The sequence below is a fragment of the Mesorhizobium kowhaii genome (genome assembly GCF_003253745.1).
Lineage (GTDB): Bacteria > Pseudomonadota > Alphaproteobacteria > Rhizobiales > Rhizobiaceae > Mesorhizobium > Mesorhizobium kowhaii.
In genome coordinates this window covers 312003-325411 of the sequence record NZ_MZXV01000013.1, presented here as the reverse complement: position 1 = coordinate 325411, position 13409 = coordinate 312003, and the positions used below count along the sequence as shown (strand labels likewise).

11 protein-coding genes and 1 pseudogene are annotated in these 13409 nt (G+C 63.1%); 4 read left to right on the top strand and 8 right to left on the bottom strand.

The genetic code is table 11. The features are described from left to right. The first annotated feature begins 2 nt into the window (after positions 1–2). Positions 3–1001 (top strand): alpha/beta fold hydrolase, encoded by a 999-nt coding sequence (locus B5V02_RS03985; RefSeq protein WP_111542920.1) that lies wholly within the window; start codon positions 3–5, stop codon positions 999–1001. 189 nt (positions 1002–1190) lie between these two features. Next, entirely contained in the window at positions 1191–1712 is a 522-nt protein-coding gene (locus B5V02_RS03980) for a hypothetical protein (protein WP_111542919.1), read from the top strand. 5 nt (positions 1713–1717) lie between these two features. On the opposite strand, the gene B5V02_RS03975 is transcribed toward B5V02_RS03980, so the two are convergent. The 3 genes from B5V02_RS03975 to B5V02_RS03965 all read right to left on the bottom strand — a co-directional run bounded on the left by B5V02_RS03975 (position 1718) and on the right by B5V02_RS03965 (position 4548). Further along, positions 1718–2341, bottom strand: coding sequence for a hypothetical protein (locus B5V02_RS03975; RefSeq protein ID WP_111542918.1), 624 nt, complete (start codon positions 2339–2341; stop codon positions 1718–1720). An 18-nt stretch (positions 2342–2359) separates the two neighbouring features. Further along, positions 2360–3982: an FAD-binding oxidoreductase gene (locus B5V02_RS03970; protein ID WP_111542917.1), complete on the bottom strand. Its 1623-nt coding sequence runs from the start codon at positions 3980–3982 to the stop codon at positions 2360–2362. A 323-nt stretch (positions 3983–4305) separates the two neighbouring features. Continuing rightward, positions 4306–4548 carry a DUF1344 domain-containing protein gene (locus B5V02_RS03965; protein ID WP_111542916.1) on the bottom strand — a complete coding sequence of 81 codons (243 nt, stop codon included), beginning with the start codon at positions 4546–4548 and terminating at the stop codon, positions 4306–4308. 443 nt (positions 4549–4991) lie between these two features. Here B5V02_RS03965 and B5V02_RS03960 point away from each other — a divergent pair, with 443 nt between their 5' ends. Further along, positions 4992–5486: a YegJ family protein gene (locus tag B5V02_RS03960; protein ID WP_111542915.1), complete on the top strand. Its 495-nt coding sequence runs from the start codon at positions 4992–4994 to the stop codon at positions 5484–5486. Between the two features lie 6 nt (positions 5487–5492). Here B5V02_RS03960 and B5V02_RS03955 read toward each other — a convergent pair whose 3' ends face one another. Both B5V02_RS03955 and B5V02_RS03950 read right to left on the bottom strand, forming a co-directional pair. Beyond that, on the bottom strand, positions 5493–6461 hold the full coding sequence (locus tag B5V02_RS03955; protein WP_111542914.1) for a DUF3137 domain-containing protein: 969 nt from the start codon (positions 6459–6461) through the stop codon (positions 5493–5495). Positions 6462–6526: 65 nt separating this feature from the next. Then, entirely contained in the window at positions 6527–7585 is a 1059-nt protein-coding gene (locus B5V02_RS03950; protein ID WP_111542913.1) for a CapA family protein, read from the bottom strand. Between the two features lie 164 nt (positions 7586–7749). Here B5V02_RS03950 and B5V02_RS03945 point away from each other — a divergent pair, with 164 nt between their 5' ends. Then, entirely contained in the window at positions 7750–9006 is a 1257-nt protein-coding gene (locus tag B5V02_RS03945) for a hypothetical protein (RefSeq protein WP_111543721.1), read from the top strand. Here the strand turns inward: B5V02_RS03945 and B5V02_RS03940 are convergent. The 3 genes and pseudogenes from B5V02_RS03940 to B5V02_RS03930 all read right to left on the bottom strand — a co-directional run bounded on the left by B5V02_RS03940 (position 9003) and on the right by B5V02_RS03930 (position 13348). Beyond that, a complete protein-coding gene (locus B5V02_RS03940) occupies positions 9003–9935 on the bottom strand; it encodes a hypothetical protein (RefSeq protein WP_111542912.1) in 933 nt (310 codons plus the stop codon). The two genes, B5V02_RS03945 and B5V02_RS03940, sit on opposite strands and share 4 nt — an antisense overlap. Next, a complete protein-coding gene (locus B5V02_RS03935; RefSeq protein ID WP_111542911.1) occupies positions 9935–12637 on the bottom strand; it encodes a hypothetical protein in 2703 nt (900 codons plus the stop codon). Before B5V02_RS03935 ends, B5V02_RS03940 begins: the two co-directional genes overlap by 1 nt. A gap of 49 nt (positions 12638–12686) precedes the next feature. After that, positions 12687–13348: pseudogene (locus B5V02_RS03930) on the bottom strand (protein-L-isoaspartate O-methyltransferase family protein). Between the last annotated feature and the right edge of the window lie 61 nt (positions 13349–13409).

The following is a 13409-nucleotide window of genomic DNA, read 5'->3' as shown; positions in this document are numbered from 1 at the left end:
CAATGCGCAGACTGATCCGCATCGTCGGCTGGCTCGCGCTCACGCTGATCATGCTCATTGTGGTCGCGCTTGTCGGCTTTCGCGGCGCGGCGGCGCTGCGAGAGAACCTGTCACCCGAGGAAGCAGCCCCGGCGGGAGCGCTGTTTGCCACCGTCGATGGCCTGAAGATCCACTATCAGGTCTGGGGACCGCAGGACGGGCCGCCGCTGCTTCTGTTCCACGGCACGGCCTCCTGGGCCGAGACATACCGCGATATCGCCGCGCCATTGGGAGAACAGGGCTTTCGCGTCATAGCGCCCGACATGCCTCCCTTTGGCTATTCGGAAAGACCGGCCGACCAGGATTATTCGCGCGCTTCCCACGCAAGACGCGTACTCGGTTTCGCCGACGCGCTCGGCCTTCGCCATTTCAGTGTCGGTGTCCACTCCTATGGCGGCGGTGGCGTGATCGAAGCCGCCTTCTCGGCCCCGGCTCGCATCGACTCGCTGATCCTGCTCGACGTTGCACTTGGCCTCGGCCGGACCGAGGCGCCGGCCTTGCCGTTCGCATCCTTCCTGAACAGCGACTGGCCACGCCAATTGCTGACCGCTTCGACCTTCACCAACCCGCTTATGGTCGGACCGGGTCTGCGCTCTTTCATTGAGAACGACGACGTGGTCACCGCCGAACGTATCGCGATCTACGCACGGCCACTCAATGTTGAAGGCACCACCAATGCGGTCGGCCATTGGCTGTTCAGCGGCCTGTTCAACGACGAACGAAAATCCCTTGCCGCCAACCCCGCGAACTATCGCACCTTCACGCCGCCCGTTCTCGTCATCTGGGGACGAGACGATACGACCACGCCCCTCGAACAGGGTAAAGAGATTGCCTCGCTGTTTCCGCACGCCGAACTGGCGGTTCTCGATGGCGTCAACCACATCCCGCAGGTTGAACATCCGCACGATGTGGTGCGGCTGATCGCGAATTTCCTCAAACGGATCTCGCCGGCCACGCGATAGATCGACTGTTCGGCGCTCCGCCACGCTCATTCCACAATCGCGGCCAAATCCCGCCTTGTTCGCGCGCGATGGGTTGTTTGCATGTCGCCCAAAAGCATGCCCACGGGCTCGACCCGAGGTGGAACCGGTTTTGGGACCACGACATGCGCCTAAATGGGCTGCCGGGGGGCATCTCGAAGGGACAAGACCGTGATCAAGACCGCCCTTGTCGCCATGACTATTGTCGGCTGCGACTGCGACGCCAAGCTTTGCGAATATATCGGCGAGACGCCGGCCAAGTGGTCGACCATCGCCGAGTGCGAAGCGGCGATGAAAAGCCAGATGCTGCACGAGCGCAATTTCAACTACCCGCTCATCTCCGGCATCTGCCGCGCGAAGGGCTCGTCGTCCTCCGCGCAACTGGCCGCGACCGCGTCGCGCCCGGAGCTGAAGCCCGTCAGCAGGGTCGTTAAAATTGAAAACCCGCTGCCGCCGGAATTGAGCCATCGGCCGAGCGTCCCGGTCGGCTCGCCGACCACGGCCATGGAAGCGGCCGCCGCCCGGCCCGTCGCCTATGAACAAGTGGTCGATGGCGGAACCGGCGTGCTCTATCGCACGAAGAACGGCTACGCCGTGGTCAAGACCGATCTTGGCCGCGCCGTGTCGGCGACCGCCGACATGGCAAAACGGTCGGCCAACTGGCTGACCGGCCTGGTGCCGAAAGGCCTGTAGCCCTTCTACAATTTGACTTTCAGGCTCTGCCAGAACTTGTCGATCAACGGCTTTTCGGTCGCCGCGTCCTCGCCGGCAACGCGGGTGATGAACAGCAGCCCCTGATCGGCATGGCCGAAGCCGACGATCTCGAAATCGGCGGTGTCGGTGCGTGTCGTCACCTTGGCGAGAATGCCAGTCAATTCCTTGCCGTCGGCGAGCTTGCGCGTCGTCGGCTCCTGCGTCAGCGCAGCTCCAGCCTGCACCGATTCCTTGGTCATCTCCTGCAGCATCAGCTGGTTGAGGAACACCGGATTCATCTTGCCGTATTCCTGCACGACGACGATCGTGCCCAGTGCCGACGCCATCAGATACTGCGTGATGTTTTCGCCGAGATCGGTCTTGGTCACCGAAATGTTGCTCGGATGGACGAAGGAGAAACTGCCGCCGGAAAAGGTGGCGAAGTCGTTGCGCTCGAGCGTCACTTTGCTCTGCTTGCCGCCGGGCAGCGTTACGTTTGCGCTCTCGCCGGGATCGATGTCGACCGTCACGCCGTCGATCGTCAGCTTGAAAGCCTTGAGATCCTCGGCTCCGGCCGGTCCAGCGCACAGCGCGATGAGGGTAAGTGCCGCCGCTGATACCATCCGCATTGGTTGTTCTCCTGCCTTCTACGCCACTCCGCTCAGCGCCTTGATGGCACGGTAGAAGGTCGAGGAAAACAGTTCCGTCGGGTCATATTGCCGCTTCGCCGCCAGGAAGGCCGGCAACTCGGGATAGGAGGCCAGCAACTCCCTGGCGGTGTAATGCAGTTGGTAGGGCAGGAAGAACCGCCCGCCATGCTTGATCGTCACGTCGATCAGCGCCCGTGTCAGCGCCCGCATTTTCGCATTGCCGTCGGCATCGGTCGGCTGGTTGATGTAGAGTACCAGCGAATAGGCCGGCTCCGGCGCGTAGGTCAGCGCGACATCCTCCTTGTGGACGATGCGCACCGAGGCGTTGAGCACCGGCAGCTTCTGGTTGCGCAGGATTTCGCGGGCTTCGGTGATGAACTCGATATAGGCGGCGCGCGGGATGAAATATTCGTGCAGGATGTCGGTCTCATCCATCAGGTCGTTGAAGAGATAGGGCACCGAATCATGCATCGGGTTGTTGCGGGTGACGAGACAGGCCTCGCCCTCGGCCATGGCTGAAGTGCGCGCCACCGTGCAGCTTTCGAATTTCGGCTCCAGCGTCTTTTCGGTGAACCATTTCAGCTCCTGGAACAGGCTGCCCCATTTCGCCAGATTGATGATCACCCGCTTCAGCCCCACCGAACCCGGCTCGCCGATCTCAGGCTGGTCGGCCGGCGGCTGGTCGGCCACCTTGTCATAGCGATAGACGATCATGTCCTCGAGGAAATTGCCCGGCGCCGTCGACAGATGGCCGTAGAACAGGCCGATCTCCTTGTTCGGCTCCAGCACATCGGCGAAGAATTTTGGGAAATCGTCCGATTTGATGATCTCGCGCGAGGTGCGGTAGACCGTGTTGTCGACGATATCGAGCGTTGCCTCCAGCACCACGCCGAACAGGCCGTAGCCGCCAACGACGTGGCGGAACAGGTCGATGTTCTCGGTTGGCGAGCAGGTTGTCACCGAACCATCGGCCAGCATCACCCGCATCGAGCGGATCGAGCCTCCCACCGAACCGGCCTGGTGGTCCATGCCATGCGCATTGACCGACAGCGAACCGCCGACCGAGAAGATGTCGGTCGATTGCATCGCCTTCACCGCAAAGCGCGGATGTAAGAGATTCTGGATGTCGTGCCAGCGCGCACCCGGTTGCAGGGTCATGGTCTTCGCCGCGGCATCCACGGTGACCTTGTTGAACTTTCTGAGGTCGAGCACCAATGCGTTGTCGTCGAAGGCATGCCCGCCCATCGAATGGCGGATGGCGGCCAGCGAGATTTTCAGCCCGTTGGCGCGCGCGAAGGCCAGCGCCTTGGCGATGTGGTCTTCCTCGCCAACCTCGACCACGCCATAGACCGGCGTCTTCGACAGGCCGCTGGCATCGTTGATATCGCCACCCTTGGCCGACCAGGGCAGCGAAGGATCAAAGGCCGGCGGGCTGGCGATTGGCTTCAGCGGCAGCGCGATGCCGTCGATATCCGCGATGCGTCCGGCGTTCTTCGGTCCCGAAGGCCCTCGCGCCAGCCGCGCCACGGTGGTGCCGCCCCACAGCACCGCGCCGCCGAAGACAGCCGCACCCAGCAGCAATCGCCGCGACAGGCGAAACCCTTTTTGTTCCTCGGCCATGAACGCCCCCGTTGGCCAAGGGATAGCGCGGCTCTTTGGCAAAAACCATAGCGGCGCTGTCGGGACCGCGTTCCGCCCAGAGCGATTCCTGGAAAAGTGTGAAACGGTTTTCCCGGGAAAAGCGCGTAGCGGTTTCCCTCAGGGAATTGCGTTAAACAAAGAGATAGAGCGGTTCGGCGTTTCCGTGAAACGGTGAACCGCTCTGGTCGCCTGGTGTTGAGTGGCGAAGACGATGAAAATGGCCGATCCCCGAAGGAACCGGCCAAGAAGTGTAGAACTGGGTCTGAAAAGTTCGGTCAGCAGGTCTGCTGACGCACTCGCGTCTACGAAGCCTTCTTGATGGATGTCACCATGCCGGTCTTGTCATCGACAGTCACCGCCACCTTGGCGCCGACCTTCAGTTTTCCGACAGTCGCGTCCGGCGACAGCTGGTAGATCTTGCCGTCGTCGAGGGTGATCGACTTGGTCGTCGGATCGACCGACTGGATGGTGCCCTGAACGGTCGCGGCATAGGCCGTGCCGAGGAAGGCGAGCAGAGCGACGGTGGTTGCGAGGGTCTTCTTCATCGGTAAGCACTCCGTGCTGTTTCGGTTTTCCGGGGCTGCCACCTTGAGAAACGACAGCACCGAACAACCCGAAACTGGACCGGAAAGCTCGGCCCGCGCAAATCACGTTGAGTGATTTTTGCAAACAATATCATAGGCTTAATTCCGACACATTGCTCGCTGTCGATGCAACTTCTGGCCACTTCGGTTTCCCCCAACAAGCGCACTTCCTTCCACGAAAAGAGTCACTTGGCTGATTGTGGCGGGCGGCATTCGATCACCACGCAGCCGCCGCAATCCATCTCGGGCGGCATCACGAAACAGACTGCTGACCGGTCATCGGTACAAATTTTGTTTCAAGGATCAGTTCGATCGCCCCCCAAAGCGGATGAAACTCGCGCTCCGGTTGCAAACCAGGAATGGATGCAGGATGGTGTCGACCGTTGCGATAAAGGGGGCCTTCGATGAAGTTTGCAGTCCGGACCATGATAGGCCTGATGCTGGCGTTTGCTCCGGGATTGGCCGGCGCACAAGCCACGGATCCGGGCGACGACAAAACGGTCATCTTTACCCCCGACGATCCCGATATGGCTCTGGCTACCGCGAAGGCGCGCGCCAGACTGGATGAATTCCTCGCCTTGTCCGAGGCTCCTCCCCCTGGGACAGACAGGTTCAAACTGAAGGTCAAGGTGCGGGACGGGAATGTCACCGAACACTTCTGGGTCATACCGTTCCGCCGCACCGAGACCGGTTTTGTCGGTATACTGGCGAACCAGCCGGAGGAAGTGCACACCGTCGTCCTCGGCCAGAATATAGAATTCACCAGGGACGACATTTCCGACTGGGGATACAGAAGCGGTGGGCGTCAGGTCGGTAGCTTCACCGTCTGTGTGATGTTCAAGAAAATGTCGAAAGAAGAAGCAGATTACATGCGCGACAAATACGGCTTCGACTGCTGACAGCGATCAACCGATCTCGTCCTTCGCGCCGATCTTGCGCACCAGTGCCGCCGTCGCCAGCATGGCGCCCATGTCCGCGATCATCGGTGCGACATGCCTGGTGTAGTCGAGCGGCACCGAGATAGCCGGCAACTCGAAGAAATTCTTCGTCTGCGGCAACAGCAGGAAACCGTCGCTGCCGTTGAGTGCGACGCGGGCCGGATCGTCCGGCCAGGTTTCGCCAAGCCATTTCAGTGCCTGCGCCAGGCGGCCGGTCACCAGCGGCCGTGCGGCCTCGATGTTGTCGGTGCGGAATTCATAGGCGGCGTCGAGCTCGGGCACACCGGACGACAAGTCCTGCATCTTGCTGGCGAACATGCCGCGGAAGAAGCCGACGACCGCATTGGTCCACCGCGTCGCCACCAATATTCCCGGGAACGGCTCGATCGCTTCGAAAGCGACGACGACACCCTTGAAGGCTGTCGATGAACCCTTGCCCGACCCTTCCCGCAGTTCTGCTTCGTAAAGCTCGAACGGAAACTCTTCGTAGCGGCCCGAAACGACATCGTCGAACGACTGCCGGTTGAACGGCCCGACCGCCTCGCGCGGCAGCCGGTCGAAAGAGTTCGGCCTCCCTCCATGCTGGTAACGCATATCCGCGATGAAGCCGAAGATGATCGGCAGCAGCGTCTCGCGGAACGATTGCCGCAGCCGCGTCGCCGGTTTCATGGCCTGGAAGTAGAGCAGGATCGAAGCCGCGAAGCCGATGACATAGAGAAACACATGCGGCGTCGAGAACCATTGCTCGTTGGGATCGGCGACCTTGTTGAACAGCCAAGCGACCAGCACCACGAACACCAGCACCAGGCCGACGAACAGCGGCACCCGCCAGCGCACCTGCCGAACCGCCGAAGCCCTCGCCGCCTCATAGATCTCGATGCCTTTCCGGATGCCGGCCGTGACCGCCTCGCTCGGCATGAAATCCGCTGTTTCCATCGCCACCCCCGCAAGCCTACCTCTGCCGGCGCATGATAGTCGGTTTTGCAGGGGCCGCCAGACGGTTAGGCGGTGACACCGTCTTGGCTTGGGGGAGAGGGAAAGATCGCTCTCAGCCGACCTTCGACCTTGCCGCGCATTCGCCCCTTCACCCCTTCCACCAGGACCAGTCGCTCATGATCGCCGGTGCGCAGCCGCACAAAGGGATGCAGCCGGTAAGACGCAACGGTGCCGCGCGTATCGGCATCGGTACTGACATCGACAACGAATATGCCACCGATACGACCCGGCCATGGCTGGCGGGCAAGGGCGGTGCCGAGAAAATCGCCGAGCCCATAAGCGACGATCGTCCTGCCGATCCGGTCCACCGGCTGCATGACATGGGCGTGATGGCCGGCGATCAGACCCACGCCCTGCCCGGCCAGCCGCCCGGCCAGCACCCGCGTCTCGGCCCTTGGAAAATGCCGGAACTCCCAGTCCCAGTGCGGCACCGCGCAGAGAAGATCGACAGCATCGCGCGGCCAATGCGCTGGATCGCTTTCCATCGACACGCGGCCGGCAAACAGGTTTTCATCGGCGTTGCGCCACAGCGTGAAGGCAGCGAAGCCGAATGTCAGCGGCCCGACTTGGGCCGGCATCACCGGACCATTGGCAGCCAGGCCGATGGTGCGGATACCGAGCCGCTTCAGCGCCGCCACCGTCGCGTCGAAACCGGCGACGCCCTGGTCGAGCACATGATTGTTGGCCAGCGACAGCACCAGCTTTTCGCGAGCAATACCCACTGCCGCCAACGCCTCGACCAGAAAGCGCTCGCTCATCGCATGATGCGTGCCGAGTTTTGTTCCCAGCGCCGCACTTGGTCCGTCCACGATCGGGCTTTCGCAATTGCCAATCACCAGGTCGGCGGAGCCAAGCAGCTTTGCGATCGCCGAATCGCAGTCTGGCGCGCCGCGGTTGGCCACCGCCGAGATGTCGCCGATGAAGGCGAGCCGCACCGTCTGCTTCGGCGGCGGTGTCATCGTCGACCCGGCCATCGGCGCGAAACCATTGGCATCACCGCCGAGCGAAGGCTTCAGAAAGCGCGGCAGCCAGGACAGTTTGTAGGAAAGCGGATAGTTCGACACGCCTATGCCCAATCGTTTGCCCTGTGTAGACCGTCGGCCTCAAGGGTTGAAGCGCATCCGTCGACAATCGTGCAACGATGGCGGTCTGCCGCCCCGGCGCTGACAGGCGCGGCGCCGCAAATATGTGTATGTTCGCTGGCGCGACCAACGCATGGGAGGAAAAGATGGCACGAATAGCAAGCCTGCTGGCATCCGCTTTCATTCTGCTTGTGCCTTTGTCTTCCGCCTCGGCCGCAATGCCCGAAGCGGCAACCGCCTTGTTCGAGGCCAAGACCGTGGCCGCGCGCGACACGGCCCTGTCGACGCTGGAGGCTGCCGCGCCAAAAGATCCGGCGTCAGCCTACGCGGCCGGCGCCGGCGAGTTCTTCACCGCGCTGGAGCTGCTGGCCAGTGGCCTGCACCGCCATGGTTTCGAAAGCCCGCAATCCATCGTGCTACCGTTGATGCGGCTGCCGGTGCCGGACAATCCCAACCCCGAGCCGCTGACCTATGAGCAGTTCCGCGCCATTCTGGTCGGCTTCCGTGACCGGTTGGAGAAATCCGCCGCCACGCTGGCCTCGGTCCCGGCCAATGCCGATATCGGCATGGTGCTCGACCTCACCCATGTCGGCATTGACCTCAACGAGGACGGCGCGATCACGCCGGATGAGAGCATGGCTGCCATCATGGCCTCGCTGTCGCGCGGCGGCAGCGCGCCGGACGATGCAGCTCCGTCTCTGACCTTCCGCTTCGATCGCGCCGACGGCTATTGGCTGCAGGGCTATGCCGAATTCCTGATGGCGCAGGCCGATTTCTGGCTCGCGCATGATTTCAGGAGCACCTTCGACGGGTCGTTCCACATGCTGTTCCCGCGCGCCAAACTGCCGCTGCAGGACATTCTCGTGCCGCCGAGCAGCGACATGGGCAGCAGCATCTTCTCGTCGGAATGGCGCATCGCCGATTTCATCTCGCTGGTGCATCTGGTCAACTGGCCGGTGGTCGAACCCGAGCGCCGGCAAGCGGCGCGTCGCCATCTGCTCGAAATGATCCGGCTGTCGCGCGAGGACTGGAAGGCGATCCGCGCCGAGACCGACAATGATCGCGAATGGTTGCCCGGACCGCAGCAAAAGGGCGAGAACCCGCTCACCGGCCTCGAAGTCGGCGAGGAGCAGGTCGAGGCCTGGCTCGCCACCTTGACCATGGCCGAGGATCTCCTGGAAGGCCGCTTGCTGCTGCCGCATTTCCGCATCACCGACAAGGGCATCAACATGAAGCGCTTCTTCGACGAGCCAAAACCCTTCGACCTCGTGCTGTCGATCACCGGCCCGGCCATCGCGCCCTATCTCGAAAGCGGCAAGATCCTGACCAGCGACGATTTCGACCAGATCCAGCGCCAGTTCGGCGGCGTAGGGTTCCTGACCTTTGCCCTGTGGTTCAACTAACGCGGAAAACCTTGCAGCCTGCCAAGCAGCCATTGCAGCGGATTGGCGACGAACGCCCGAGTGACGAACGTATCGTGGGCGGCATCCGAGGCAAGGAGGGCGACGGTGCCGGCTTCGAGGCGACGCGGCGGATCCGAGCTGGCGTCGATGCCCTGGCCTGCCAGCAATTGTCGGATCTGCGCATTGCCGGAGACGGAAGATTGGCCAAAGGCGCTGACGAAGAAGTTCTTCCTGTGGCTTGCGATCCAACCGGCGAAAATGTCGGCCTCGTCAAACACGGCGTCGAGCAGGATGACGCCGAGCAGGCGGCCGCCGATGTCGTCGTTCCTGAGCACGAAGGCTGCGGGATTATAGCCGCCACTATAGGCGACGAGCACCACCGGCATGGCGTCGAATCTTGCCGCCTTGGCGCCGGTCAACTTGCCCAGGCCTTGCGCCGCCTCGGCCATGAACGTCGCAAAATGGCCTGGCGTCCAGAAATTGCCGGCGCTCGAATCCAGCGCGTTGCTGGCGAATTGCGGCGCCACCAGCACGGCGTTGAGGCCGGACGATTCGACCTGCGCGACAACCCGCTGGCGGCCGACCACATCGCGCTGCAAGGTCGCGCCATTGCCATGGAAGAACACCACGATGACCGCCGGCTTGGCCGGATCGAAACCTCGGGGCGCCGCCAGCAGCGTGCTGCGGTCGGAATAGGTCTCGTCTTCCCAATAAATGCCGCCGCGTGGCGAGGTGTGGCCGCGCCGGCCGTTGGCCGTCACGTCGAGAAATGGCCCAGAGCCATCCGGCAGCTTTCCCCGATAGGGAAAGGGTGACGTCTTGAACGGCACGATCGTCGATATGGCCTTGTGCAAGCGCGCGCCCTCGCCCGCCGCCGGGAACGCCGCCGCGGCCAGCAGTCCGGCGACGATGGCGCGCCGGTCGGGCATCAGGCCGTCACCAGCCGGATGGCCGGCGCCTTCGACGGTAACAGCACGGCAAAGAACGCGGGGATGGCGATGAGATAGGCGATCGCCGCCCATTGCAGCACGGCGCTGAGGCCGAAGCTGGTGGCGACGATCGGCACGGCGGCCGAGCCAATCACTGAAAAGCAGCCATTGATGCCCCAGGCCCAGACGAACAAATGCTCCTTGCCGAGCCGCGCCAGCCAGGTCATGGCGGTCGCCATCGGCATGCCCATCAGGAAGGCCGGCGGCGATACCAGCAAGAAGCAGAGCAGCAGCCGGGCGGCATAGGGATAGGCGCCGATCCAGTCGAGCACCGGCGACAGGGTGAAGCCGTAGGCCAGCAGCAGCACGCAGATTGCCAACAGCACGACAGGCAACAGCGTGCTGGCGCGGTCGAAGATGCGCGCGGCAAACAGGCTGCCGAGACCGGAAAACACCAGCATCGACGAGATCAGCACCGAGGCCGACACGGTCGGATTGGCGAGCGCCACGGTGAACCGGCTGATCAGCCCGACCTCGACCATGATGTAGCCGAGGCCGAGGCACGCGAAATAGAGGATGGTGCCGAGCTTGCCGCGCGAGCGCGAGAACACGATGCGCCAGCCGAAGATGACCGGCAGCAGCACCAACGATGCCGCCGTGATGCAGGCGATGCCGAGCGTCGCCCAGATCAGCAGATAGCCCCAGTCATCCTGGAACAGGTCGAGCCGGTCCAGCGTCAGCGGCAGGTCGGCGACCTTCACATAGGCGGCGAAGTAGGGCTGGTCGTTGCTCAGCGGACGCACGTCAAAGACATAATCGCTGGTAAGCTTCGCCCAGCCGCCGGTCAAAAGCGCGTGCCAGGTCATGCGCTGCAGCGCGGTGGCCGGCAGCACATCGGGCCCTGCATTGCCGCCAGCATCGGCGCAGGCATCGAGGGTCGGATCGGCCGGCGTTGTCGGGTCGCAAGCTGCGTTCGGAGCGGTCGGATCGGCCGGCGCCGTCGCATCGGCGGCGGGCTGGGTCAGCGTCGCATCCTGTCCGCTGCCAAAGATCGAGGCGCGATAATCGTCGAGGATTTTTTGTGCCGTCGAGCCGTCATAAGGCATGCCGGGGTAGTAGACCTCCTCCCACGACATCGACTTGGTGTAGTCGCGCAAGGTCTTGATTTCCGCCGCGCTGAAGCCGCCGCGCTTGAACAGCACCGTGGTGGTCGAGAGATAGCTCGACACGGCGAAGATGTCGTTGGCGGCACCTTGCGGATCGAACGTCCGGGCCGCCTCGGCGACGGTCGAATAAAGCTTCAGCACCGATTTCGGCGGCTCTTCCTTGTTCCACAAGGTCACCGACAGCACGCCGCCATCGGCCAACGCATGCATGTAGCTCAGCATCGCCTCGTGCGTGTAGGCGTATTTCTCCGCGATGGCGAAGCCGCCCGGATTGGACAGGCCGACACTGTCGGCGAGGCTGAGGTCGATGACGTCGTAGCGCTCGCCGGTGTTGGCGAGGAACAGGCGCCCGTCATAGTCGATCACCTTGAGGCGCGGCTCGGCCAGGATATCGCCGGTGACGTCTTTCAGGATCGGGTCGCGGAACGCCCGCAATGTCATCGGGTTGCTCTCGGCGACGGTCACCGAGGTCGAGCCGGCATTGAGCGCGGCCTGGGTGGAGATGCCGCCGCCGAACTGCACGACGAAGGTCTTCGGCTTCGCCTTGATGACATAGGGGTAATGCATCGGCAGATAGCGGAAATAGACCTGCTCGGCCGGCGCCAGGTTGCGCATGATGCCTTCCGGCCCGTCTCCGTCGCGATACATGCCGACATAGGTGTTGGCCGGAACCTCGGGCATGCCGAAGGCGGCATTGTCGCTCAGGCCCGGCGCGAAATGCATGTAGGAGCTGGCATAGACCTGCAGGTCGCCAAACGGCGAAACGCTGCGGTAAATGCGTTTGCCGTCCGGGAAGTTGCGGGCATAGGCGACGCCCTTGTACTGCGACACCGCAATGTCGGGTATGCCGAGCAGGCCGGGCAGCATCAGGTACCCGGCGATCGACAGCGCTGCGACAACCGCGCCCGCGACGACGTTCTTCCAGGCGCCGAAGGCGAAGAACCACAGCAGCGAACCGGCGGCCCACAACAGCAGCGGCACGACGATGATGGTTTCCGGTGCGAACAGATACATCGACACCAGCACGACGAGGCCGGCGAGCCCGGAGCCGGTGAGGTCGGCGAAATAGACGCGGCCGAAGGCGGTGCGGCTTTTCAGGAAGACGATGCCGAGGAAGAACGCGCCGGCCAGGAACGGCAGGAGATAGAGCAGGAAGTTGGCCAGCAGCCGCCATTTCTGCGCGGGGTCGGAGACAAGGAAGATGGCGTTGAACGGCACCATCTGGGCAACGAGGTTGGAAGCGACGGCAAGCGGGCCGACCAGCAGCAGGGCCGCCGTGGCGGCCCCTTGCCAGTGCCGATTGAACCAGTCCTTGCCGGCGAAGATGACGACGCTGGACAGCGAGAAGCCAAGCATGGCGAGGCTGACCACCAGCGAGCCGAAATGCGACCAGCTGCCGACGGCGAACACCCGCATGACGGATATCTGCAGCGCGATGATGGCGCCGGCGATCAGCCCGATTGCAAAATAGTGCGCGAGACGAGGCGCCTCCAGCGAGGCTATGCTTGGTCGGGAGATCGATGCGACGGCTGCCATGCGGGCCTTTTCATCTGGCGGTTCAGCAAGGCCTTACCAAACGGCCAGCTCAGCTGTTATGCGTGCCGACGATCTGGTCGCCTTCCAGCTTGGTGAAGGGCACGAAAGGCACCACCTTGCCATTGTAGATGTCGGAGCGGACGATGTTGAAGGTGCCGTCGGCGAGCTGCTCTTTGATCACCTTGAGTACGTGCTGGGCGCCCGGCGGGCCGACCGGGATGACCATGACGCCATTCGGCTTGAGCTGCTGCAACAGCGACGGCGGAATGTGGTCGATGCCGCAGGTGACGATGATCTTGTCGAACGGGCCGACGCTTTCCCAGCCATAGTAACCGTCGGCATTGCGGCTGGTGACCGAGCCGAACTCGCTGTAGCCGCGCTCGATCAGCGCGTCATAGGTGCGGCGGGTGCGCTGCGCCAGCGGATTGATGATCTCGATCGTGTGCACTTGTCGGTCAGATTGGCCAGATAGGCCGACTGGTAGCCGGAGCCGGTGCCGATCTCGAGCACGGATTCGCCGAGCTTCACGTCGATGGCCGTCGTCATGCGGCCGACCAGGTGCGGGCCGGAAATGGTCACGCCATAGCCGATGTCGAGGAAGGCGTGATCATAGGCGCGCCCCAGATTCTGCGGCAGGACGAATTCTTCGCGCGGCGTCAACAGGAAGGCGCGCTTGTTGCGATCGTCCAGCACGTCCTTGTTGAAGACCATGATCTGGAAGCGATCGAACCGCTCGGCCAGCAACTTCGGGTCCTCGCCACGATTGGCCACC